Source organism: Flavihumibacter sp. UBA7668 (assembly GCF_002483205.1).
Lineage (GTDB): Bacteria > Bacteroidota > Bacteroidia > Chitinophagales > Chitinophagaceae > Flavihumibacter.
The window spans coordinates 249,730-275,429 of sequence record NZ_DLHM01000002.1 but is presented as its reverse complement, the minus strand read 5'-3'; the positions used below and the strand labels follow the sequence as shown (position 1 = coordinate 275,429).

The following is a 25,700-nucleotide window of genomic DNA, read 5'->3' as shown; positions in this document are numbered from 1 at the left end:
TTTCATAACCATCCGTTTATTAAAATTCCTACTAAAAGTATCCTGTATAGTACCCAGCTGATAGAATAGCCGATACCCATTTCCAATAATTTGCAGCGTCTTGCATGTTCCAGTAACATGGCGCCGACCGTAAGTAAAAATGCTCCTGCATACCAGATGGCACCCGCTGTCGCTGCTTTTAAAATCAGTCCAGAGAAGAGTAATGCAATTGCCCCCAACATTGATACCACCATCAAATTACCCAGATAATCCCAGATTTTACGCGGTGCAATTGCTCCAACTACTAATCCCTGAAACAAGAGTTGTCCACCGCAGATCAGCGGCTCCCGATACCATTCTCCTATTGTCAGAACTGGTTCCATTCCGGCTCCATACCAATGCAAAATCATTGAAACCAGGAGCCAGGAAAAAACCAGAAACGCTGCTCGATAGCCACGATGAAAGCCTGGTTGCGCTGCTTCTGACTCTGTTCCAACTGCAACCGGGAGGAATACCCGCCGATTGTAGGAAATGAGCCTATACAGGATCTTCATCACACCAATAAAGAACCCACAGGAAAAAAGCGGACGGAATACCGGCCATGCATGTCCAAGTATCTTTAGCAAACTTTCAATTCCATAATACACTTCTCCGGTAACCGGATTCACCAGCGCGATTTCATTTACGGCTTTTTGCTGATTTACATGTACGGCACATGTTGCCGGCATTTCCTGGTACGATTGTCTTCCCTCCATATCCAGCATACCTGTTTGAACAAAATCATTCGTATAAACCCGGCAAAGGGGACAATCGGCATCATATAAAATGATAAATCCATGCAATGTTTTCATACCATCGATTTATACATCAAATCTACTACAAGTTCTCTTATTTTCAAATATTTCTGAAAGTTTAATCTAAACAAGGCAGTCGGAAAGGCAAGATGGCCTAAATTGCCCCAAATTGTGGATGTATGCCTACGAATATTAAATGCCCGAATTGCGGACATGAATTCCCGCTGGAAGAAGCGCTGAACGATGAGTTGAAAGAAGCGATCGAAAAAGAGAAGCAGGAACTCAGGGAAAAAATGGTGGAATATCGCCGGCAGAAAGAGGAAGAATTAAAGAAAAAAGACGAAGCCTTTGAGCAATTCAAACGGCAGCAGGAACTGGGATTCCGTCAGCAACTGGAGCAGGAACTGAAGAAACAGAACCAGCAGATGGAATTGACTATTCGCCAGAACCTGCAGGCTGATTATGAAAATCAGTTAACCCTGCTGAAGGATAATAATCGCGATATAGAAGAAAAACTAAAAACCGCCCGGTTAAAGGAGCTTGATTTCTTACGTAAGGAACAAGAGTTGAAAACGAAGGAAGCGGAGTTGGAGATTAGTTTGCAACGCCAGTTACAGGAAGAAAGAGGCAAACTTTCAGAAGAACTTCGGAAAATTGAAGAGCAAAAAACAGCTGCGCGGGAATCGGAATTTCAAATGCGGTTGAAAGAGCTGGAAAAACAATTGGAGGACCAGAAAAAACTGGCTGAAGAAATGAAACGCAAAGCCGAGCAGGGCAGCATGCAGTTGCAGGGGGAAGTTCAGGAGCTGGCGCTCGAAGAAATGCTTAAAAGCACTTTTCCCTTTGACCTGATCAGTGAAGTGGGTAAAGGAGTACGAGGGGCGGATACGATTCAAACAGTTCGGAATCAATTTGGACAGGAATGCGGAAAAATTATTTATGAAAGCAAACGAACGAAGGGCTTTACCCGCGACTGGATTGAAAAACTGAAAGCAGATATGCGAAGCCAGGGTGCGGATATCGCGATCCTGGTTACGCAAACCATGCCGGATGAGATGGATCAGTTCGGCGAGAAAAACGGGATCTGGATCTGTTCCTTTGCCGAAGTACGACCACTCGCACAGGTACTGCGAGAAACATTGATTAAAGTATTTAATGCTGTTCGTAATCAGGAGAACAAAGGCGATAAAATGCATATGCTCTACGATTACCTTACGAGCAATGAATTTTCCGAACAATGGAAAGCGATCCGTGAAGGGTTCATGAGTATGAAACTCTCCATCCAGAAAGAGCGGGATGCTATGGAAAAACTGTGGAAATCACGCGAGAAACAACTGGAAAAAGTATTGCTGAATGCTGCGCATATCCGAGGCAGTATTGAAGGTATCGCTGGTTCCGACTCCATCAATCTGGAACTCGAAGATGACCCCCTCTCCCTCCCGGAATAAATTCACCCGACCGGTGCCACCGGTCGGGTGAAAAACTTAGTTTACTTTCACAAAGCGCCATTGCTGGCTGGCTATTGCACGTCTCTTATTGGTGCCCACCTTGGTACCATTTGCAGAAGCGGCCCCAGGGTCGAGCACCTGCTCCGCTTTCAATACATTCCGAATTCGAAATTCAAGACCTTTTCCAATCCGTTCAATATACCATTCCTGGTTACGACGATCCGGCACGAATAATGCCAGCCGATCGCGAACAGTCACTTTGCAACCATTCTCATTCATACAAAGGTAGTCTGACTCCAATACCTTGCCTGACTGCAAATTCTCGATCGTGTAACCACCTGAAATACCACCAACCCGATTCACTTTCCAGCGCTGATAAATCTCCACTTTATTATCCTGCATCATTTTACCCTCGTGAATCACCGGTTGCATTCCATTGGTAGTAGCAGATGCCTGTCCAGCGTCCAATAATTTCCCGGTAGGTACATGTACAATCATATACACACCCTCCGTCACATCCACATTACCCAGGGGAGAAACAGTTGTTAATGCCGGAATTTTACAATACAAATCAGGCCGGTTATCTGTCAGATAATAATTGCTTATACCATATCGCACCTGTTTTGCAATAACCGGAATATTTGTTTGAATACCCATTACTGAAAATTTGGGATCCGAATGCAAAACCATTAGCGGAAATGAACTTAAATACAACAGGTGAGTAAGCAAATACAGTACTAGTATCTTATTCATATACCACTCTTAAAAAATCAACGAATTAACTTAAATCGAAGCTTTGCTTCAATCCGGGCATTCCCTTCACTTACCACATATGTTTTTAGAATACCATTTGGACCAGCCTCCTGTACTTCCCGCATATCAAGTGAAAATTTCTTCGGACCATAGGAAACAAACCCGTTTCTTCTTGCAACATCGGAAGCACCCAGGACTTCCTCCGGCATAATTTTATCTTTGATTTCCATATTAATGGTAATTACAGATTGATCAGCGTCAACCAATGCAGGATTTACATTAAAGACAAGCCTGCTGGTACTCAATCCACTAATTTGATTACCAGCTTTCCCTACAACCGGATTCGAAGAACCCACGTTCCAAAAATCAACGCTGTTGGTACGGGAGGTAGCATCTGTGATAATTTTAATATTTCCATACAACTCTTCATCCCCAAAATCAACCACCGCCAAAGGCTTGAAAGACTCCAGACTAACTTCCAGTTGAGATGCCCGATAGCAGGTGGTATTTGTAAAACTTGTAAATGCTGCAACTTTTGCAGGCGCATTATCCGCTGCATAATAAAGTGTATAATACAAGGGCATGGCATTCACTCCTGTTACCGAATTATTACCTTTCGCCAGTTCTGCTCTTAACTGATCCAAATTACGCACTGTATTAACAGTAGATGCACCGGCACCACCATAAACCAATACACTCACTGCACTCGTACTGAATGCCAGTTTTGCTGACGCAGACAATTCTCGCCCTCCGGCTCCGAGTTGAGTAACTTCCAATAATTCTTCTGCCACCAACCTGGCCTCAGCTCGGGTACTCAGGTTTCGAACTATAATAAAGGAAACATTTCCGTACAATACATCCCCCACACATACAACATTTGGAGGAATTGCCCCTTCAATAGTTGCCTGAGGACCGCCAGCTACCGAATTTCCACCAACCGACAATGTGTAATTGATATTTCGCATATAGGCAATAGCCGTGTTAAATTCAGTACTGACAGATACGCCTCCACCAATGTTGGAACCTAAACTGATTGGCAAACCTAATAATGCTTCCAGATCCACATTAAAAGAAGTCTCCATATTCAGCGCCAACTCAGTTGCAGATTTCACTTCGAAACTGGCCGAAAAATGATCCGTATTTGCATTTGAATTACCAATACGGCTAAGCAAGGAACTCTTAGCCTGGTTCACCGTATTTTTATCATTGAAATTACTTACCGATTCAGTAACACTTGCAGCATTGGTTACATTAATAGCCAGTGTAGATGGCCTTCTGGGCAATGCAACAGGTATAAATCGTCCGTTTACGATGTCTTCATCCCGGAATAATGCCCCCGGAAAAACCATATTGAATTCATCACTCTGCGAAGAAGGAATTCCCAGTAGTGAACTAACAAACTGTTTGCCAAAACCAACAAAAGAAGATTCGCAAATGAGAAAATTGTTGTTTTGCCCCTGACCGGATTTTGAAACTGTTCCATTTGAATTGGAAGGCAGGTTGATATTGTTTTTTGAAACATAATACCGAATTCCTGATTTGGAAGTGCCCTGCTTCGTACTTGAATTTATGGCTATTCCTGGTTTATAACGGTTTGGCATATTTGCTAACATGGCCATTTTATTATAAGTTGGCTGTGACTTGTAGGTGCCAGATCGCAATTGATCGATAGATAATGTACTCAAATTAATCGTGCGCATGTCCAATGCTGCCGACTTATTACTTGTTATCGTTTTTCTTGTTAACTGAGCATTCACCAGGTGCCCCATTCCGAGGCATAGTAAGACTAATACAATAATCTTTTTCATGATTGTTTATTTAAATGTGTAGAATAAGAGTAATTCTTAGCGCATCATACAGCTGAGCGTTACAACTGGACTGAATACCCGAAATGTCCAGTTTTTATCGAAGGAGCAACGCATGCCATAATTAATCATCAGATTCCGGCTGATCCTCCAGTCACCACCTACGGATAGAGCATTGGGAAATATGCCATCCCATTTTAGTGTACCTTCTTTAACAACAAACCCTTCAGGCGGCGTAAAGCGATCATTTAATGCCTGTAAAGCTGTTGCTGTTTTTTTGCGCTCGTATAAAAATTCAGCAAAGAAAGTAAAGAGGGAACCGCCATAGCGAAGGTTCATCCCCATCGCAAATAATTGGTTACTAGCAATAGCTGAACCGGGAATTTCCTCCCCCGTGCTTGCATCAGAAAGTGTAAACTCCAGCAATTCATCATAGAAAGTAGAACGAAACATACCCGACAAAAGCAATCGTTTACCAATTCCAATATTCCCATTGATCCATCCACCCCATCCGGTATTTCGATTCAAGCGAAGACTTTTTAAACTGCCTGCACTGTCAGTGATATACGAATAAATTTTACCGAAGGAAACATCCACACTCGACGCATTCCAGTGTTCCTGTATGAATACCAGCGATCTTCTTTGCAATTCTTCTTTGCGTTTAACCGGTATGGAAAGCAATTCTGTTTGCAGGACTGTAACCTGACTCCTTAAATTTGTTTTTTCCAGGAGGTTGCTCATCGTATCCAGCTGATTTACCAGTATTTCCAATTCTGTAGTAAGGCGATTTTCTTCCTCAGTCAACTGTTCCTCTACCCCCGCAAACAACTCCTTATCCATAAACGGATCTTTCTCTTTGTACAGATTCATTTTAATTGCAAACCCTATACGGCGGTCATTGTTTTCATCCTGGACAGATCCAACTGAAAGATCAAGAGAAGCCAACTTACGCATGAATCCGGACGCCTGTTGGTATTTTTCAATCTTTTTTTTATTATACAGGATTTCCCAAACCGGCTGGGATTGAATAGCCAGATTCGGACTTAGCTTCCACGATTTAAAAGACCAGTCCACTTTAAAGTCCCTGATATCACTGGTCCGATTTATCTGGGATGGTGTAACACCCATGAGATCGAAAACAGGTGAAGCAGGAATACTGAATTCCTTGGGTATAATACGTTTTAATTCGCTGTCCTGCGCAAGGGAATGCGCACAACTGAAAAGGAAGCTATACGCAAATAATGTAATTCGTTTAAGGATGCCTGTTATCATATTAACTTGTTGAAGTGTAAATGAATCTTCAACAAATCTAGCAAGGCCAAATACCCTAAACTATACCTCAGGCGGGTGAAAATAAAGGGTAAATACAACTTTCGGATACCCCAACCAAATTCATACAATTCGTTGTTTAATCGCTTTCACCACAGCTTCTGAAGCAGAAGCAACATGAAGTTTTTTATATATTTTCTTCACGTGTGTACGCACGGTTTCATAACTGATAAAGAGCTTCTCTCCCACAGTTCGAAAATCGTTTCCTTCCACCATCAGGAAAAGAATTTCTTTTTCTCTTGAACTGAGTTCGATGAGCTCTTCTTCCGAACCTGCAGGAGCAAACTGCTGAAATAATTTCAATACCCGATTTGCCACGCTGGGTGTCATTGGCGCTCCTCCGTGATAGGCTTCGGTTACCGCTCCCAGCAATTTTGACAATCCGTTTGATTTAAGAATATAACCCGAAGCACCTGCACAAACTGCTGCAAATATTTTCTCATCTTCTTCAAATACAGTCTGAATAAGAATTCGCACTGCCGGATAATTTTTTCTTATATAACGGGTTGCCTGAATACCATCCATTCCAGGCATTTCTATATCCATCAGAACCAGGTCGGGACTGGATCGTCTGATGGCCAGATCAATTGAACTGCAATCGGAATAGGCGCCTGTGCAGATAAACCCTTCGGTACCATTCAGAATAGCTTCATAAGCATCCCTTATAAGTTTGGAATCTTCAAAAACCGCAACTTTTATCAACTCTGAATCATTTCCCATGGTATACTTTTATTGATGGATGGGTTGTGATACTTTCTCCCAATTCCAACTGGTTTCAAAATTTTTCAACGAACCGTACAACGCTTCCTCCCAATGGAGCATTGCCGAAATATCCAATTGAGTAAGTTCAGCAACAAGATCGGCACGGAAATCGGCACTATTCACCTTCCACTTTAGACGAAGGTATTCATTTCCATGGTCCACCCACATTTCCACCTGCAATTCAGGTAACTGTTGAAGACATTCCATAATAATTTTGAAATCAGAATTTACCAGCCTCCGAAACTCCATATTCATCACTATTTCATCGATTGTATTTTGATGAAATAACCGAAAGCTGCCCCCGCTTTCCTGTAACATTTTTGAACCACGGTATTGAATCCGGAAGCATAATTGTTCCAGCGAATCATTGGAGGTGGATAATAACCAAACAAAATCGCTCATTGATTCTACCATGTTTTTTGAATCCAGCAGCATACGGTTCAAATAAGGCAGTAAATGACTGTTTGTCCTGAGTGCCAGTTGGCTCAGACTGTGATCTGCATAGAGGGTCATCGCATTGAGGGTTACACCAACTTCCTTGTTAACCTGCAGGGCCAGTTCTTTACGAAGATTGGATTGATTTAAAAGAAGTTGTTTGTTTCGTTCAAGCTGATCAATCCATTTCCCCTGAAACAGCAATAATCCTTTGCGTTGTTCGTCTGCTTTCCTGTTCAGCCCAATATTAATCACATAAATCTCACCCAGTACCCCTATAACACAGGGAACAAAAATCCAGGCCGTTCTTGGAAGAGCTCCGATATTGACCAACATGATCAGACTATACATACAAACCAATCCACCGCTTAAAAAAACAGTAGCCCAGAAGATTACCCTTGTTTGCCAGGTTTTTTGCCGGTAAACCACATAGAGCACCCATACAGCCCATAGTTTCAAAATAATATAGACGATCATATAAATTGTAATGAACCTATTTGGATCATCAAAATAATATAACCAGCAGATCAGTATAAAAGCCAATGCTGTCCATATCCCCCGCATAAGGTAAATCGCCTGATGGTTTAGATAAATATGATTTTTTTCAGCCTCCAAAAATTTTTGTGCAAACTTTATATACAAATAAAAATTAAACACATGAAAGGGATAAAATTCAAACAGGCGAAACAAATGATGATAAGCTATCCTGGTTTCAAGAGGGAAAAAATAAGTATAACTTACACCAATCATAAAATAAAAGAGGATGATATAGTGTACTACATAAAAAGCAAATTCCTTTCTTTTATGCTGAATCCAAAGGATACACATATATAGAAACTGGGCTACCATCACGCCAAGAAATATGAGCAATAATTGATTAACCATGCTGCTAAAATTCAAGTTGAATAAAGGTGCCATTACCAGGTTTCGATTCCAGCAAAAACACCGCTTTCAATTCCTCACAGCGCTGCTTCATAAAGCGGATACCATTCCCTAATTTTACTGTTGCCGGATCAAACCCAATTCCATCATCCACTATGGTAATCTTGCAGCCATTTGAAGCCCGCACAGCCTTGTAACGGATATTGGCAGGTGCTGCATATTTTATTGCATTGTTCAGCGCTTCTTTGGAGACCATATAAAGCTGGTTGCTTTTTTCAATTTCCATACTTAACTCCAGCACTTCATCCTCTGCATAAAAATCCAGTTCAATACTATTTCCTGCACAGATTGGTTTGATATAGTCCTGCAGGCGATCCATTACTTTATACAATTTATCACTACCCTCATGCGCTGCCCACACGATATCATTGATTTTTTCGCTCATGGTACTGCAGGCATCAGAAATCCTGCGTAAATAGGGTACCATCTGGTCTGTTTCATTTCGTTCGATGGTTCGTTTACTCAATTCGCTGAATAGCACAACCCCACTGAGGGTAGCCCCCAGTTCATCATGCAGATCGCGTGCAATTTTATTTCGGATTGAAAAACGATTGTATTCAAGTTCTTCATTCTTTTTTAACTGCTCGATTACCTGTTGCTGGGTTACCGCCAATTCCAATTCATCCTTCACCCTGTTTTTTGCGGAAGAAAGATGATACAAAAAAAGTTCACTTAAAACAAGCAGCAAATAAATACTTTGAAATGGTTCTGCCGTTTGAAAAACCAGCAGCATCTGACAGGCTGTTGCCAGTAGCATTCCTCCCAGTATAACCGGACGATTTGCCGGATCTGATTTACGCCAGGCACCGATCAGAAGATAGATCCAGCCCACCATACAGACCGTCATAAGAAGAATAAGCAGTAACGCAGTAAAAGACCCCCTTAATCCGCTTATTAAATACGGGATCAGGGATGCAAGAAACAACGTAATTCCCGCTTTTTTAATCAACCCCGACTGTCTTAGAGAAAAGAATTGCTTCTCTTCCAAATAAGACTGCAGAAAATAAAGATGAAAAGTAAACGTAGCAATAAAAAGCAGATTGTTCCTGTGCTGATTGGCACCTGCAGGAAAACTCAGCAAAACCAAAACAAATAGCAGCTGAAGCAGTATATATCCGCTATAAATCATAATGGGGACATTCCGGGGTTGCCGGAATGCCCCCATTACATATAATAACTGGGTCAGAAATATACCTGTCAGGAAATAGATCATTCCTAAAACTACCACCAATCTCTTCCCCAACCAATACCCCAAGCGGGTGAATCTCTACAGCTTACCCGACCGGTGGTACAGGTCGGGTGACAATATTATTTCGTATTCTTTTTAATATAAGCACCAAGGGCGGTTCCGGCTTCGGCATAGGCTTCACCGATTCGTTGACCTGTATCAAAATCATATCCAACCCAGGACCCACCGGTTGCTTTCTCTACCCTGATTTTCGCAATTTCTTTGCTCTTATCTGCCGTCTCCACTATGCGCACTTCCAGATATATATTGGAATTCGCACGGGAAATCCCGATATTATATCCAGGTTCAGTTGAAAGCGTTTTAACAATCATGGTGTATTTGGCAGCAGGCGCTGTTCCGCTAGCCAAACCGCTGACTAAACCAAATCGCTCATTGAATACAGGTTCAAATCTGCCCTGGCGATCAGCTACCCAGGCTTTGGCCCAATTATCACCCTTGCCAGTCTCTTTTTTATTATATTCTTCTGTTTTTTTCGCTAAATATTCAGCCTCTGTTTTGAATTTACCGACCGACATACCATCATAAACGAACTCCGTATTGATTTCCTTTTCACCTGCTAAAACAGCCACAGCTCCGGATTCCAGTTTAATTCGCTGTGCAGAGGCATCCATTGTGATGGCAGCCATTGCTACCACCATCATTCCAACAAGATTTTTTTTCATGTAAATGGGGTTTACTACAAAATAAGATTTATTCCTTATATGTTAGATAAGGATTGTGTAAACTACCCCGTGTTCGGGCCTTAAACAAAAGTTATTGACCGAATCAACATAAACAATGTCTGAATTGAAAAAATCACCTCCCCAAATGAAGAGACTGAATTTTAAGGCTGAAACCAGACCAGCCGCACACCACTGTCCCGGCCTTCTTTTTCCAGTTTCAGTGTGACAAACACATTCCGTTTCCTGTCAAAATCATTTACACCCATCACGGCAAGTTGATGAAAGCGTTTTCCACCTGTCTCTGAAAAAAGAGGTGAGCGGTCCGGAACACCCTGCTTTGCCGCTAATTGAAACTGATAAGCTTTCGCGCCACCGACCGAACGGATTGTTGTCAGTTTTCCCTTTTTCCATGATTCCACATTTTCTTCCACATCATTTATCAGCAAATAGGATTGTGTAGTACCATCAAGATAGGCCAGTGTCCGGAACTGATTTCCCTGGTAGAAAGGGGTAAATTCCCGTTCCCGGTTTGCGAGGTAAAATACCTGCATCGCGGATGCATTATGGGAATGTGATTTAGGAATGTAATAGGTTCCCATTGCGGTACCAAATAAATCAAAATAAACAACGGCAGCATCCCCAAGTATTGAATAATAGGCTCTTTCGCTTCTATAATTCATAATTTCTTCAAACAGAATGGAAAAGCTACCATCGTTGTTGATGTAAACATTCTGAGGCAAACCCCGAAAAGAACTCTTTTTTCCAAAAACCTCCTTATTGATTTCATCTGCATTGCCGGGGTAAGCCACGCCTGATTGTTCAACTTTTCCAGAAATTGCATCGAAAAACTTTAGAAGGGGGATATACCCCTTTCCGTCTTCACTCATACAATTTGCCATTAGAAGTATTTTTTTTGTCACCGGATTAAATTTCAATATGCCGCCTGCCAATCCCAATTCCTGACCACCCCCAACTTTCGTCATCTCTATTTTCTTCTTGTCTATTGAAAAGGAGCCCAGCAACAGCTCATATTCCTTGCCTCCGCTGGACTTCGTATTATATGCATACACCAGTGTAAATACCTGCTCCCTTCCCACCACCACTAAATCAACAAATTGCAGGTATTTAAACTTTTCCTGTGGAGATTGATAGTAGGCCCGGGCAATCTCTTTGTGTCCCGGATTGTAATGAACAATTTCCAACCGTTTACTCCGATCCGATTCAAACGTGTTAAATTTTGCAATTGCATAATGATCGGTTTCAGGGTCCACCCGGATAGTGAAATCAGGTGTAGGCAGCCCACCTATTCCAATTGCCATTGCAGCCCCTAAATGTGCTTTTGGCATTTCCATTACTACCTTTTGTTCAATCATTGCTCCTGTTGTTGGGTTAATCCGATATCGGATCAGAGAGCTTTGTTTATTTTGAATGGCTGTGGCCATCAATACCAGTTCCCCTCCATTTTCAAACAGGATCTCAAGATTGGCTTTTTTGGGAATATCCAGTTGGAGCGTTTTAACCAGCGTTTCTTTGTGATCCTTCCCGTACATACGCAGTTCATACTGATCCTTAACCCCAGCCAGATAAGCGGTTGTTCCGTCTTTCAAAAGAAGTACTTTACCTAAGCCCCCCTCTAATTCCGGGAAAACAGGCCCTTGCGCAATTAAACGTAATTGGGCAAAACCATTGAATGTAATAAAAAGAGAAAATGCTAATAGAAGATGTTTTTTCAAAGGATAACAATTTTCGCCAATGATAGAAACATTTGTCGAAATATGCAACCCTCAGGTCACCAAATACGCCATAACCAGTGGCTCAAAAATCTTCCCCTCCAATACCACTTCCAATGACTCCCCCAGGTTAAAACGAAAGGGAATTTGCATCCAATCATTCGATTTATATTGAATGGGGCCACTAAGTTGCATGTGGGATTTGAAATCCAATCCGCCCAGTCCATGCCATTTATAAACAGCCTCCTTGGCACTCCAGATAACCGTGGTCAGTTCCAGCTGCAATTGATCAAACAACTCCCATTGTGCCAGGAATGCCTTCTCCGTTTCCGACAAAAACTTGGGCGATATCCGCTCAATCCGCGGTGTGACGAGCTCAATATCTATTCCCACCTGATTTGTACTGCTGGCGATGGCTGCCGCATAATTTCCGCAATGAGAGATCGAAAAATGGTATTTTTCTCCCGGCAAATATGGTTTCCGGGTATCTGCCACCAGAATCTCCGCCAGAGGAAAATCATCAAAAAGAACCGTTAACAGATACCTCCCGGCCAAATGCTGCAGGCGCTTGTACGGATGGGTTACCTCCTTATGCAGGGAAACCCGTTCCAGAAAAAAAGATTCCGGTTCTTCAATCCGCCAAATCGCCATTCTGGTCGTTTGGTTGATATTATGTTGATAAAATAAGGCCAAGGTTGAAATTAAGAAGCTAACATTGCAGCGTCACTGAATCAGTACCACCCAACAAATATAAATTAAGAGAAGCACATGATTTTGTCGGATACCCGTATATTGGAAGAAATAGAAAAAGGCACCATCAAAATTGAGCCTTATCATAGAGAATGTTTAGGCAGTAACTCCTATGATGTACACTTGGGAAAATGGCTGGCTACCTATAAGGAACATATCCTAGACGCCAAAAAACACAACCAGATCGAATATTTTGAAATTCCGGAAGACGGATTCGTGCTCTATCCGCATATATTCTACCTGGGAGTAACAGCAGAATACACAGAAACCCATGCCCATGTTCCTTTTCTGGAAGGAAAATCCTCTACCGGAAGACTCGGCATTGATATACATGCCACGGCAGGGAAGGGTGATGTTGGTTTCTGCGGCAACTGGACCCTGGAAATCTCCGTTAAACAACCTGTAAAAGTGTATAAGGGAATGCCAATCGGCCAATTGATTTATTTTCCGGTAGATGGTGAAATTGAGGTAAAATACAACCAGAAGAAAAACGCCAAATACAGCGGACAACCGGATAAGCCCATCGAAAGCATGATGTGGAAGAATAATTTTTAAGAATGGATTTTATAGGCGGGGTTCCCTGCCTATAAACCTATTTTTCCCAAGCAGGAATCCAATAGCTAATTCAATATTCCTGCCAATACTTTCTTCCGTTTTTAATGCGCTTATATAACGATTCACCTCCTTTTGCAGAGAAGGTGTCAGTTTATCAAATACCGCCTTGGCTTTTTTATTTTTATCAAGTGCCTTAAGCAGTCCCGGATGTATTTCCAGTGTTCGGTCGCCTTTATCTACTTGAATGGTAATTGATATTCTTTCTCCAATTCTTTCAGGAGATTTTGGCAGCATGACCGTATTAATATACAGGCGCCAACTACCTTTAAACTTAACTAATGTTTGGGTATATTTTTTTCCGTTGACAGATCCACACACCGGAATTGGTCCTTTATCTTTTTTCGCATCGGCAAACAATTGCCGCAGAATCTCATCCGGAACAAATACAAATGGGTTGATTCCTATTATTTCTAAGATTGCACTAAACTTTTGCATTATATTTTTGATAACCTCTCAGTTCCTAAAATACAAAGCAATGGCTAAATAGCAGCCTGTTTAAAGTTACTATTTAGCCATCTGAACTGCACAATGATAAAAGTTTATTTCAGCAACCACATCACCTGATCCCGATCATCCACTTCCGATCCAAACTGTGAAACCAGCGCTGCTTTATAATTCACGGTATTATCCGTTAATTCAGATACCGGATATGCCCAGCGTACGGGTAATTGTGTAACATTATTAACGGTGGAGAATTTATATTCCGGTACACCTGTTCTTCTTGTCATAAACCAGGAGGTCCATCCTGAATTTTCCGCGAGCGCCAGGAACATTTGCTCATGAATTCTTTTCAATCCCGCAGCTCCGCTTAAATAAGGAGCTTTATTGGTTAAATAATCGCCCACACTTGCTCCGTAAAACTCCATAGAAGCTACTATGCCATTATCATAATGGGTTTTCGCATCGGCAGTTATCCATCCTCTATTTGCTGCCTCTGCAATATTTAATTCCTGTTCGGCATAGCCAATTAAAATCGATGGCTGACCCACAAAATTCAGAAACCTTGCTCTGTTGGGAAATGAAAAATCACCATTACTTTTTCTGGCATTATTCTGTTGCAGATCAACGGAAATATCGGAACCATCATACGAATTAAAATCTGCCCGAACGGCTGCTTCGTTCGATGGATTGGCTGCCAATGCCTTTGGAGTTGGATCGGCCACTTTCTGCAATCTGGGATCCTGGTAAGACTTCAGCAGTTCTATATAAGTATCCGCATATACGATACCACCTGTTACAATCTGTTCAATTGGATTATAGGCACCTCTGAAACCATCCTCATCGCGGTGCGTGATCTGCATATTATCAAACAACCCTCCCATCAGGGGGTATTTAGCCGGATCCTGTACTACCTTTTGAAAACGCCCCTTCACATTCAACTCTGCATCGTTTTCCTTTTTACTGAGTGAAATCAACGTTCTAAGCGTAAATGCATTGATCGCTTTTTGCCAGCGCCTCAGGTTTCCACCAAAATAAACATCGCCTTCAACTGTTGCACCCGGAGTACTATTGATATAAGTATCCAATTCAAGATTGGCTTCATCGAGCCAGTTAAGGCATTGAATAAATACCTCTTTCTGGGTATCGTACTTAGGTCTGGGAATTTCTGCCCCTTTCATTGCTTCTGAAAGTGGTATATCGCCCATTTGCATAGTCATCTGAACATAATAATAGGCCTTGAAAAATTTCGCAAGAATAATATAAGCCTGTGCATTGGCTTTCTCTGCCTCTGCTGCCATTTTATCTACATTTCGAATGGTCGCATAGGAAAAATCTGCACTGCCATACAGGTAGTTTACCGGTGGCGAAACACCCAGATCGGCCGCAATAAAATTATGGTACTGGGCATTTCTGTATAAATCCGAAAATGCGCTGGCCGGTGTTGGAACAGTAGAAGTAAACAACAAACTTGGCGCAACAGAGATCGGGTTATTGGGATTCTCCCTGAGCTCATCAAATTTTAGACAACTGCTGAATGAAACTGCCAACAGGGACAAGCAGGTGAATTTGATTACTGTTTTCATCTATACTGAGTTTAAAAATTAAGATTGATATTGAATCCATAAGTACGCTGAGCAGGTTGCTGTAAATCCGTATCTCCGGTTGACATGGTATAGGTATCCAGGTCACCAAAGGTGTCTTTATCCCTGGTCCAATAAAAGAGGTTACGACCCACAAATGAAATGGAAGCCCCTTTCAAAAAATTGGATTTTTTCAACAAGGCTGGTGGCAGGTTATACGTCAGTACTACCTCCCTTAACTTGGCAAATGTTTTTTCAATCAATTGATTTTGCCAGGCTGCCTGATAGCTGGAAGCCCAGGCCTGGTAAGAAACTTTATAATCGTTGGGTGCAAACTTCCTGGAATCGGAAAGAATATTTCCATCCGGATCATAGGTCACCGCACCACTCACAATTTTCACGCCTTTGATTAGCATGGTTTTTGGATCACCGCCATTGGCATAGGCAATATTGGACAGATCTCTTTCCGGATGAATAGCATCGGGATGTGAACCTGATCTCCACAAATCGCGCTCATACCGGTCATAGGTAATACCTCCAAAACGTCCGTCAATCAAAAAGGAAAAAGACCAGTTTTTATACGCCAGGCTGTTATTCATACTAAGGTTGAAATTAGGCTGTGTATTTCCCTGATTCTTATAATAAGGAGTAATCCTTGGCCTTCCATCTGCATTGATAATCAACTGTCCATCAGGAGAACGTTCCCATTCTGAATACCAGTAATCACCCAGTCTGTCGCCGATACTAACCCTTCCCTCTTTTGTTTGCGCTGTACCATCCGGAAGCGGTGGAAGCGAGGTAAGGAATTCCCTGTTTGCATCCATATTTACCAGTACATTCCAATTGAAGTTTTTGGTTCTTACCGGAACACCTGTTACCGACATATCAAATCCTCTGCGTTTGGTGGTGCGTCCATTCAGACGTGTGCCGGTATAACCTGATGTCTGTGAAAAACGCTGGGTAAAGATCTGTGGACCGTATTTGTTTATATAGTAGGAGAAATCAAAGCCAAGTCGACTGTTGAAAAATCGTGCTTCCATTCCATATTCAAAAGTGGAATTAAACTCCGGACGAAGGTTTGGATTATCCAGAATGGCCGGATAGCTGGCCGTGGGCAGGTTTCTATACCGACCGCCTGTAGTATAGGAGTTGATAGCAGTGTATATATCCATATCGCCCCCAACTTTTGCATACGCTCCTCTCAGTTTAAGATAATTTATTGCAGAAGGAAGCGTAATCATTTCACTTATGATCGCACTTAGTGAAACAGATGGATAGAAAAAAGCCGGATTTTTCTCCGTTAAGGTAGACGACTTATCAACCCTGCCGGTCAGGCCCAAAAAAATCTGATCCTTGTACGAAACATCCACAGTTGAATAGGCACTGTAAACACCTTTTGATTCTTTATAACTTGTTGGTGTAACGCGATCCACAGAATTGGAAAGCTTGTAAATACCGGGCACAACAAGCCTTGTTGTGGCTGCATTCACGGTATTATAGGAATAATAGCGCTGATTGCCGCCCAGGGTAGCTTTTACACTGAACAGTTTATTGGCAAACTCATTTCTGTAGCTTAAGAGGAAGTCTGTATTGGATTCAAATAATTTAGATTCATTGATCCTGTAACGTCCGCCACGATCAGCGATATCATAATCATAGATATCAACTGAAATCTGATCTTCATCGGTCAGTGAATAAGTACTTAAGTTAGTGCGCAAAAAGAAATCCATGTTTTTGCTGATCTTATAACTTGCTTTCAATAAACCCAGCACATCATTCTTGGTATAAGGTCTTCTCCACTCATATGCCAGCATATAGGGATTATTATATCTCCAGTTTTCAGGAAAACGCTGTTTGAGTCCCTCCTTACCAGGCACCCAATAATTTTTCATATCCCGGATATCAAAATGTGCACCTCCCCAAATCGCCAGATTATAAATAGGCGAATGCGGACCATAGGTATTTCTCGGCACATTGGAAGCATATTCATAGGTATGTTGCAATGATCCTTCTACCGTTAATTTATCCGTGATATTGGTAAACCCGCTTATTCGGAATGTATTTATTTTAAGTTTGGCACCAGGCACGGAAGCTTTTGAATATTTGAAGGTATTTGATACTACAAAAGCCCCTTTATCTGTTCTGGTTTGAATAGAAATATTATTCGATGTTACCAGTCCGGTTTCCATAAAATTGCGCAGGTTATTCGGCCCTCTGGAAACCCAGGGAGTAGGTGTTGGTTTACCAGTTACCGGATCAATGGGCGAATCAAATTGTGGCAATAGGCGGCCATCAAATTTGGGTCCCCATACCGAATAATCAAAATCATTTTTACCGCCACCACCGGATGCGCCTGTACCAAATTCATACACGCCGGCTTCACCCGGACCATACTGTGTCTGAATTTTCGGAACACGGATAAATCCACCCTGGAATGTAGTGGAAGAATTATAGGAAATACTTGTTCCTTTGGTAGCATTACTGCCTGATTTTAAGGTGATCTGAATGGCACCATTCAATCCTAATGATCCATACAATGCAGAAGCTGCCGCTCCTTTTAATACAGAAACGGTTTCAATATCATCCGGACTTATATTCCACATATCCGTACCCGGATTGGGTACACCATCAATAACAATCAGTGGCCGTTCTCCGCGTAAAAAAATTCCAGGATCAGAAAAGAAATCACTGCTGTTAGTAATTGTCAGTCCTGCTACCTTACCAGTTAATGCTTCTGTAACATTCGGCGCAATAGCTTTCTGAAGGGATGTTCCTTTCACTTCCTGTACGGAATACCCAAGGGCTTTTTTATCTTTTTTAATACCCAATGCAGTTACAACTACTTCTCCCAGATTCTCATTGTTCAGTTCCAATTGTATACTGAGCACGGTTTGGTTATTGACGGGTATTTCCTTTGCAACATAACCGGTTCTGGTTACTACAAGAGTTGCATTTCCAGCTGCAGAAATACTGAACGAACCACTTGCATCAGTGGTTGTGCCCGATTTAGTTCCTTTAATTACAACAGATACATCCGATAGCGGTTTGCTTTCGTTGTCTGTGACAGTTCCTCTTACGCCTGATTGTGCGTATACCCCTTGGATAGAGGCAATAGCCAGCAATATCGTAAAAAGAATTGCTTTTACGATTGGTTGTTTAGACCTCATAAACAGTAGTTGTTTGGTGAATAATTAAATCATTCGATGAATGTTGAATGTTTAATGAAATTAAACAAATAATCGATAATTGTTAAGTCCTGCTAAACTTTCACACAAACGATTGCGTTGGACTAGCCCTCTTTTATAGGAAGAATTTCGGCTGTAAATTTTTTAATGAAATAACCTGAATTTACTTTTTCAGGTATGCAAAATCAAAGTTTATCAATCCCGTATTTGCGATTATATGCAATAACCAATGCAACCACCTGATTATAACTCATCATTCCGGATGGTTGTTGATTCACCCGCAGGTATTGTGAGTAAAGGGTGCGAACAAGTGGTTCAAGTAATCCCACATGGTCCTGATTGAATTTGCGAAGTGTTACCAAATCTTCCCGAACACCCGGAGATAGCTGATTATAACGTAACTGGCCGAGTGTAGTATCACGCAGGAACAAGTCGCGAATGGCATATAGGTATAAATCAAAATAAGCAGAATAACGAAAAGCCGGACTCTCACTTTTACTTGCTGTTAAAAATCCGGCGAGATTGGCTTCATTTTCTTTAGCATAGCCCAATTGATGGCCAATTTCATGGCAGGTGGTAAAAGGCTGAACAAAAACAGGAACAGTTGTATTAACCTGTGCCTCGCCAGTAAACGGATTATAATAGCCGGTGAATCCAAGGTAATTTCCTAAGTAGCTGTAGAGGGAAGGCTTTACGGATTGACCACCGTATTTCAAAAAAACCGATCTGGTTCCCGGTTGCTGGTAGGCACTGAAAGCTCTTGTGAACAGCGTTTTTTTATGCTCCAAAGGCCGCCTTTCAGTAAGCGAAACAGGTCGTACTGCATCCATCCGCTGAATCAGCACCGACACCAGCGTATCCAGTTCTGCCGTGCTGTATGAACTGGGGCGAATTCCGGCCTGCCGAACAATCCCCACTCTGTTATAGTTCATGCCCCATAAACCATTGAAAAGTATATATACCCATAACCAGACCCGCATCACCAGCACCCCTACCCGAAGCAACCATGCGCTGGTTACCCTTTTCTGTGCAATAGCGCGAATCAGCTTGATTATGCTATAAATTAACAGGATGGTGGCAATAGCATATAGCAGATCGCCAAAGCTGAAAGGCATCCATCCGAATAAAAAGCGCTGCACCCGGGAAATCAGTGGATAAATACCCGTAGAATAATATTTTTCCACTATATCGGGAAAAGCAGATACTACTTTAATGAATAAAGCGATGCCTGCCAGAATGAATAAACCCGTATACCGGTATCTTTGCCCCGTTCTTTCCTGCATAATGATACAACTATCAGCAATAATAGAATGTTCAATGCAAAAAGAAAATTCAAAATAGCCTGCCATGAATATTGAAAAGAACCGGAATGAAGATGTGATGAAACTTTTGCTCAGTGAATGGAAAAAGCGCAAGGAAAAAATTGCGCTGGGCGGTGGAAAAAAAGCCATCGAAAAACAACATGAAAAAAACAAACTGACTCCGAGGGAACGTATTAGCTACCTGCTTGATCCCGGATCGCAATTTCTTGAAATCGGAACTTTTGCAGGCTATGGTCTTTATGAAGACCAGGGTGGCTGTCCGGCTGGTGGAACAGTTGCCGGAATTGGGTATGTCAGCGGCCGGCAATGTGTGATTCTGGCAAATGACCAAACCGTTAAAGCAGGCGCCTGGTTTCCGATTACGGGAAAGAAAAATCTTCGCATGCAGGAAATTGCTATGGAAAATCATCTGCCCGTGATTTATCTCGTTGACAGCGCCGGGGTATTTCTTCCCATGCAGGACGAAATTTTTCCCGATAAAGAACATTTCGGCCGGGTTTTTCGCAACAATGCCCGTATGAGTGCGATGGGTATTACCCAAATTGCAGCTGTAATGGGCCCCTGTGTAGCAGGAGGTGCTTATCTCCCGATAATGAGCGATGAAACCCTGATGGTGGAAGGGAATGGGTCGATTTTTCTGGCTGGGCCCTATCTCGTAAAAGCAGCTATCGGAGAAGATATTGATGCAGAAACCCTGGGTGGGGCTGAAACGCACAATGCATTATCGGGTATTGCAGATTATAAATTCCCTACTGAAAAGGAATGCCTGGACCATATCAAAAAAATTATGGGGAAACTGGGAGCACCGGCTTCTGCAGGATTTAATCGCATTGTTGCGAAAGCTCCTGTAAAATCGCCGGAAGAATTGTATTCGATTATGGCGGAAGGAAATACCAAGCCCTATGATATGCGCGAATTGATTGGCTGTCTGGTAGATGATTCTGTATTCGATGAATTCAAATCGGAATATGGGAAATCCATTCTCTGTGGATATGCGAGAATTGAAGGTTGGGCAGTTGGTATTGTTGCCAATCAACGACTCATCGTTAAGAGCAAAAAGGGAGAAATGCAAATGGGAGGCGTTATCTACAATGACAGTGCTGACAAAGCGGCTCGTTTTATTTTGAATTGCAACCAGAAAAAAATACCCCTTGTATTCCTGCAGGATGTGACCGGATTCATGGTTGGCAGCAGGAGCGAACACTCCGGCATCATTAAAGATGGTGCCAAACTGGTGAATGCCGTCGCCAATTCAATAGTTCCAAAAATTACGATCATTGTTGGGAACTCCTATGGTGCCGGCAATTACGCCATGTGTGGCAAGGCCTATGATCCCCGATTTATTTATGCCTGGCCAACCGCAAAAATTGCAGTTATGGGTGGTGATCAGGCTGCTAAAACACTGATGCAGATTCAGGTTGCTTCCCTGAAAGCAAAGGGCTTGGAAGTGACGGCAGAACAGGAACAACAGGTACTTCAAACAATCAAGGCTAAATACGATGAACAAACATCGCCTTATTATGCCGCCGCACGGTTATGGGTAGACGATATTATCGATCCGCTGCAAACAAGACAGGTCATCGCTTCCGGAATTGAAGCAGCAAATAACAACCCTGATCTAGCCACCCTGAAAACTGGAGTGTTTCAGACCTGAATTGAGTAAGGATATACGCTTTTTTTATTTTTTACTTTTTACTTTTTACTTTTTACTTCTCCTATGAGTGAACTTATAATTTACACTGACGGTGCCAGCAGAGGAAATCCTGGTCCCGGTGGTTATGGAACTATTTTAAAATGGGGGTCCAAAGAAAAAGAACTGGCCCAGGGTTATCGGAAAACAACCAATAACCGGATGGAGTTGATGGCAGTAATAGCGGGACTCGAAGCATTGAACAAACACGGACTCCGAATAGCTGTTTACAGCGATAGTCAGTATGTTGTGAAAGCGGTGGAACAGGGCTGGTTGAAAAACTGGATCGCTACGAATTTTAAAGGAGGAAAAAAGAACCGTGATTTATGGACCCGCTTTTATGAACTATCGCAAAAGCACCAAATTCGTTTTCATTGGGTAAAAGGACATGCTGACAATCCGTTTAATAATCGATGTGATTTGCTGGCTACAACGGCTGCTGATAGCAAAAACCTTCTGATTGATACCGGTTATGAGGCGGAGAACCCATGAAAGAAATAGGTCTTTCATTCTTATTGCGGAACCGGTATTTATTGGATATTTGAAATATGAGCGATCTCAAACTACCAACGGATATACGCATCAAACCCCTGCCGGATTCAGTCCCCCCTCCTATGGAACTGATTTCAATGGCGGATCCAAATGAACAGCAGGTGCTCGATTATCTTCCCCATTGCCTGGTACTGGTTGCCAGTCATCAGGAATCTATTGTTGGTGTTCTTGCGCTTTCTCCCGAAGGCAAAGAAAAGGCAGAGATAAAAGTATTGGCAGTGGCACCGGGTTATAGGAGAAAAGGAATCGGACGATTATTGCTTCAGGAGGCCGGAATCAGAGCCAAACGCCTTGGATTTACAGAATTGCAGGTATGCACCGGAAACTCAAGCATTCGACCTTTCCAACTCTATCAACAAGCCGGATTTGATTTGACAGATATCCGCTGGAACTATTTCACGATGCACTATCCGGACCCCATCATAGAAGAAGGCATTGTCTGCAGGCACCAATTGGTCCTTATAAAAACCCTTTAACCCTTTGGCATGTTTACCAATACCCTTCTTTACCTGCGGCACCGTTCCAGTTTAAGCATCGGGTATCTTTTTGCTGTATCCAGCATATTATTGGGCATATGGGTAGCCGCCATACCTCAAACCAAACAGCGATTGGGATTAACGGATGCCACCCTCGGACTCACCCTTTTACTGGCTCCTGTCGGTGCTCTTACCGGAGTTGCCATTGCCCCCTGGGTATTCCGAAAGTTGAAAGTAGGAACCTGGATGTTTTATGGTTCACTTTGTTATTGTCTGGCCTATTTTATCCAGGTCTCCGCCAATCATATACTGGTATTGATGGGTGCACTTTTTGCAACCGGATTGATTGGTTTTCTCAATGGGGTTTCCTCCAATGCCATGGTGGATAAACTGGAACAACAACAGCAGCGCCGGTTAATGAGCACGTCTCATGGCATGTATAGTTTGGGGGGCGGGATCAGTGCCGGATTGGCCTCCCTGTTCTATCTCTTGCAGGTACCTGCTATCTGGCAGATATTGCTGGTAGCACTCGCTTTGGCAGGCGGCTTATTTTTTCTTCGCAACGATCTGCAGGCTCATCAGCACCGCATCGATTCTGAAAGAAGTTTAAGTCTGCCAAAAGGGGGTGTAATCGGATTGTCCTTTATCTGTTTTGTATCCTTTATGGGCGAAGGATGTGTGGCAGACTGGAGTGCGATTTATTTACGTGAATCACTGGGTGGTTCAAAAGCAATTGCAGGAATCGGTTTTGCCGGATTTTCAATCGCGATGGCCCTCTCCAGATTCAATGGCGATACCCTGATTCCTAAGATCGGGAATAAGCGGGTAGCCATCGGTGGTTGTCTGCTTGCTGCTCTTGGTTATTTGCTTGCCATCAGCTTTTCTTCCATTGCTGTTTCCATTGCGGGATTCACCCTTATTGGGCTAGGTTTCTCCTGCGTGGTTCCCATACTGTTTAGTACAGCCACCAAGGTACCGGGAGTAAGCGCCGTAAGCGGTTTATCTGCCGTGGCAAGTGGCGGATTATTGGGCTTTCTTGCAGGACCTTCCCTGATTGGAATACTGGCTGAAAAATATACCATGGCAACAGGCCTAAGTCTTGTGTTTTTTCTAGCATTGATTGCAGCACTTGTTGCCTGGAAAAACCGCTACCTGGTTAATACTCCGACTATAGGTCCAACAGTCAACTACCCTGATCAAATACTCTAACCTATCATCACCCGTCGGGTACCCAACGGGTGATGAGAAACTCTGCCGGAAATAGCAGAGCTTTATGCAATCATCAAATGCAGGAAGCGCATGGTTCCAATTACAGTTACACATCTATTTGACAAAATCGATCTGCTTTTAATTTCCTGTTTAAGGTCATGCACAACCAAAGATTGGAACCGACCTACCCTTGCAAAAAAATGGTCAGTAAAAGATATCGCTGCACATCTCCTGGATGGAAATTTTCGCACTCTTTCCATGGGCAGGGATCAGTATTTTGGAGAAAATCCCCCACCAATCGAATCCTATTCCGATTTGGTAAACTGGCTCAATGAACTGAATGCCGATTGGGTGAACGCTTACCGCAGAGTGAGTCCATCTCTTCTTATTTATTTGTTGGAAATAACAGGTCCGGGCGTAACGGCTTATTATCAGCAACTCGAGCCACATGCGCCTTCCATGTTTCCGGTTGCCTGGGCAGGAGAAGAAAATTCTGCCAATTGGTTTCACCTGGCAAGGGAATATACAGAAAAATGGCACCACCAGGCACAGATCCGGGAAGCAATCGGCACGCTGGATCCACTGTTAACTCAAGAGCTATACCATCCTTTCCTGCAAACAATGGTAAGAGGATTACCTTATCAATACCGCCATTTGGCTGCAGCTTCAGGAACCACTATCCAGTTCACCATCACAGGAGAAGCCGGAGCGACCTGGTTCCTCCAAAAATTACCCGACGAGTTACCCTTCGGGTGGAAGCTTACAGACAAAAAACTGATAGTCCAGAAAGCATACTCAAACTGGAAGCAAACATCGCCTGGAAATTATTTACAAAAGGTATACGGCCGGAAGAGTTGTTTAAAACACATCCGGATAGTATAAAGATATCAGGCAATCAAGAATTTGCAATACCAGCACTGAATTTGATTGCTGTAATGGCCTGAACAGGTAATTTTCACTTAATCACACAAAATATTCATCGTGAATAGGAACCATCTTCTGCTTTCCTTTTTTATAAGCCTGGCACCATTATCGACTGAAGCGCAGGACAAACCGCAGGAAGAACATCTTCAAATTTATCTCACCGGAGATTCGACTGATGTACAAACCACAACCCGCCCTGGTTTGCTGCTGGCAGGTGGAAGTACAGATCATACCAATGCCATGCGCTGGATGCTCAATCGCAGTGGTGGAGGAGATGTGGTCATCATTCGCTCCTCCGGTGCAGATGGATACAACCAATACCTGTTCGATTTAGGCAAAGTAAATTCAGTAGAAACCATACTAATAAACAGTAAAACAAAAGCAGAACTTCCCATCGTTGCTGAAAAAATCAGAAACGCAGAAATGTTATTCATCGCAGGCGGCGATCAGTGGAATTATGTAAACTATTGGCGTAATACACCGGTTGAGGAAGCCATCAACTATCTCATCAATACAAAAAAAGTTCCAGTGGGTGGAACCAGTGCAGGATGTGCAATCCTTGGTCAGTTTTATTTCTCTGCACAATACAATACCATTCAATCAAACGAAGCATTGGAAAGCCCCTATCACATCAGCAATGCAATTGGCAGAGCCGATTTTTTGCAAGTCCCTATCTTACAGTCAACCATAACCGATTCTCATTACAGTCAGCGAAAGAGGCAGGGGCGGCAGTTTAGCTGGCTGGCACGTTTGGTGAAGGAAGAAGCTATAGAATCTGTGAGAGGAATCGGGGTGGATGAAAAAACAGCTGTAGCAATTGACGAAAAAGGATGGGCTACAGTATTCGGCTCGAACGAAGCCTGGTTTGTATGGACCCAGCCAGGGACACCAACCGTTTGCGAACCGGGTGAACCACTGCACTGGTCAGGAAAAACAAAACCGATTCAGGCTTATATTATAAAAGGCAACGAAAAAGGCAATGGTCGTTTCAATTTGAATAATTGGAAAGACCGGGAAGGTGGAACCATTCGTAAATTCAGTATCAACAAAGGAAAATTGGCGGATTGA

Annotated in this window: 22 protein-coding genes; 8 read left to right on the top strand and 14 right to left on the bottom strand. The window is 42.7% G+C overall.

Annotated features, from left to right (window positions below; translation table 11 throughout):
- Positions 1-2: 2 nt before the first annotated feature.
- On the bottom strand, positions 3-830 hold the full coding sequence (locus B2746_RS04805) for a DCC1-like thiol-disulfide oxidoreductase family protein (RefSeq protein ID WP_290791536.1): 828 nt from the start codon (positions 828-830) through the stop codon (positions 3-5).
- A 122-nt stretch (positions 831-952) separates the two neighbouring features.
- On the opposite strand from B2746_RS04805, the gene B2746_RS04800 reads away from it, so the two are divergent.
- Positions 953-2,221 carry a DUF2130 domain-containing protein gene (locus B2746_RS04800; RefSeq protein ID WP_290791534.1) on the top strand — a complete coding sequence of 423 codons (1,269 nt, stop codon included), beginning with the start codon at positions 953-955 and terminating at the stop codon, positions 2,219-2,221.
- A gap of 36 nt (positions 2,222-2,257) precedes the next feature.
- Here the strand turns inward: B2746_RS04800 and B2746_RS04795 are convergent, their stop codons facing one another.
- From B2746_RS04795 to B2746_RS04755, 9 genes are all read right to left on the bottom strand, one after another.
- Positions 2,258-2,878, bottom strand: coding sequence for an RICIN domain-containing protein (locus B2746_RS04795; RefSeq protein WP_290791532.1), 621 nt, complete (start codon positions 2,876-2,878; stop codon positions 2,258-2,260).
- Positions 2,879-2,991: 113 nt separating this feature from the next.
- On the bottom strand, positions 2,992-4,782 hold the full coding sequence (locus B2746_RS04790; RefSeq protein ID WP_290791530.1) for a thiol-activated cytolysin family protein: 1,791 nt from the start codon (positions 4,780-4,782) through the stop codon (positions 2,992-2,994).
- A gap of 36 nt (positions 4,783-4,818) precedes the next feature.
- Positions 4,819-6,051, bottom strand: coding sequence for a hypothetical protein (locus tag B2746_RS04785; protein WP_290791528.1), 1,233 nt, complete (start codon positions 6,049-6,051; stop codon positions 4,819-4,821).
- A gap of 120 nt (positions 6,052-6,171) precedes the next feature.
- On the bottom strand, positions 6,172-6,828 hold the full coding sequence (locus B2746_RS04780; protein ID WP_290791526.1) for a response regulator transcription factor: 657 nt from the start codon (positions 6,826-6,828) through the stop codon (positions 6,172-6,174).
- 9 nt (positions 6,829-6,837) lie between these two features.
- Positions 6,838-8,190: a 7TM diverse intracellular signaling domain-containing protein gene (locus B2746_RS04775; protein ID WP_290791524.1), complete on the bottom strand. Its 1,353-nt coding sequence runs from the start codon at positions 8,188-8,190 to the stop codon at positions 6,838-6,840.
- Positions 8,191-8,194: 4 nt separating this feature from the next.
- Positions 8,195-9,460, bottom strand: a complete 1,266-nt coding sequence (locus tag B2746_RS04770; protein ID WP_290791522.1) for a sensor histidine kinase — start codon at positions 9,458-9,460, stop codon at positions 8,195-8,197.
- Positions 9,461-9,555: 95 nt separating this feature from the next.
- The gene (locus tag B2746_RS04765; protein ID WP_290791520.1) at positions 9,556-10,158 is read right to left on the bottom strand and encodes a hypothetical protein; all 603 of its coding nucleotides are present in this window, start codon (positions 10,156-10,158) and stop codon (positions 9,556-9,558) included.
- A gap of 161 nt (positions 10,159-10,319) precedes the next feature.
- Entirely contained in the window at positions 10,320-11,891 is a 1,572-nt protein-coding gene (locus tag B2746_RS04760) for a hypothetical protein (protein WP_290791518.1), read from the bottom strand.
- A 51-nt stretch (positions 11,892-11,942) separates the two neighbouring features.
- Complete coding sequence (locus B2746_RS04755) at positions 11,943-12,539, bottom strand: 4'-phosphopantetheinyl transferase family protein (protein WP_290791516.1); 597 nt, start codon at positions 12,537-12,539, stop codon at positions 11,943-11,945.
- Positions 12,540-12,656: 117 nt separating this feature from the next.
- Here B2746_RS04755 and dcd point away from each other — a divergent pair, with 117 nt between their 5' ends.
- On the top strand, positions 12,657-13,193 hold the full coding sequence (gene dcd, locus B2746_RS04750) for a dCTP deaminase (protein ID WP_290791514.1): 537 nt from the start codon (positions 12,657-12,659) through the stop codon (positions 13,191-13,193).
- Positions 13,194-13,202: 9 nt separating this feature from the next.
- On the opposite strand, the gene B2746_RS04745 is transcribed toward dcd, so the two are convergent.
- From B2746_RS04745 to B2746_RS04730, 4 genes are all read right to left on the bottom strand, one after another.
- Positions 13,203-13,688: a YdeI/OmpD-associated family protein gene (locus B2746_RS04745; protein WP_290791512.1), complete on the bottom strand. Its 486-nt coding sequence runs from the start codon at positions 13,686-13,688 to the stop codon at positions 13,203-13,205.
- A 104-nt stretch (positions 13,689-13,792) separates the two neighbouring features.
- The gene (locus B2746_RS04740; protein WP_290791510.1) at positions 13,793-15,277 is read right to left on the bottom strand and encodes a SusD/RagB family nutrient-binding outer membrane lipoprotein; all 1,485 of its coding nucleotides are present in this window, start codon (positions 15,275-15,277) and stop codon (positions 13,793-13,795) included.
- Between the two features lie 11 nt (positions 15,278-15,288).
- Positions 15,289-18,441, bottom strand: coding sequence for a SusC/RagA family TonB-linked outer membrane protein (locus B2746_RS04735; RefSeq protein WP_290791508.1), 3,153 nt, complete (start codon positions 18,439-18,441; stop codon positions 15,289-15,291).
- 203 nt (positions 18,442-18,644) lie between these two features.
- Positions 18,645-19,742: a DUF3810 domain-containing protein gene (locus tag B2746_RS04730; protein ID WP_290791506.1), complete on the bottom strand. Its 1,098-nt coding sequence runs from the start codon at positions 19,740-19,742 to the stop codon at positions 18,645-18,647.
- Positions 19,743-19,806: 64 nt separating this feature from the next.
- Between B2746_RS04730 and B2746_RS04725 the strand changes: the two genes are divergently transcribed.
- From B2746_RS04725 to B2746_RS04700, 6 genes are all read left to right on the top strand, one after another.
- A complete protein-coding gene (locus B2746_RS04725) occupies positions 19,807-21,435 on the top strand; it encodes an acyl-CoA carboxylase subunit beta (protein ID WP_290791504.1) in 1,629 nt (542 codons plus the stop codon).
- Between the two features lie 63 nt (positions 21,436-21,498).
- A complete protein-coding gene (rnhA, locus tag B2746_RS04720) occupies positions 21,499-21,963 on the top strand; it encodes a ribonuclease HI (protein ID WP_290791502.1) in 465 nt (154 codons plus the stop codon).
- 56 nt (positions 21,964-22,019) lie between these two features.
- Complete coding sequence (locus tag B2746_RS04715; protein WP_290791500.1) at positions 22,020-22,499, top strand: GNAT family N-acetyltransferase; 480 nt, start codon at positions 22,020-22,022, stop codon at positions 22,497-22,499.
- A 9-nt stretch (positions 22,500-22,508) separates the two neighbouring features.
- Entirely contained in the window at positions 22,509-23,708 is a 1,200-nt protein-coding gene (locus B2746_RS04710) for an MFS transporter (RefSeq protein ID WP_290791498.1), read from the top strand.
- 90 nt (positions 23,709-23,798) lie between these two features.
- A complete protein-coding gene (locus B2746_RS04705; RefSeq protein ID WP_290791496.1) occupies positions 23,799-24,590 on the top strand; it encodes a maleylpyruvate isomerase N-terminal domain-containing protein in 792 nt (263 codons plus the stop codon).
- Positions 24,591-24,689: 99 nt separating this feature from the next.
- Complete coding sequence (locus B2746_RS04700) at positions 24,690-25,700, top strand: cyanophycinase (RefSeq protein ID WP_290791494.1); 1,011 nt, start codon at positions 24,690-24,692, stop codon at positions 25,698-25,700.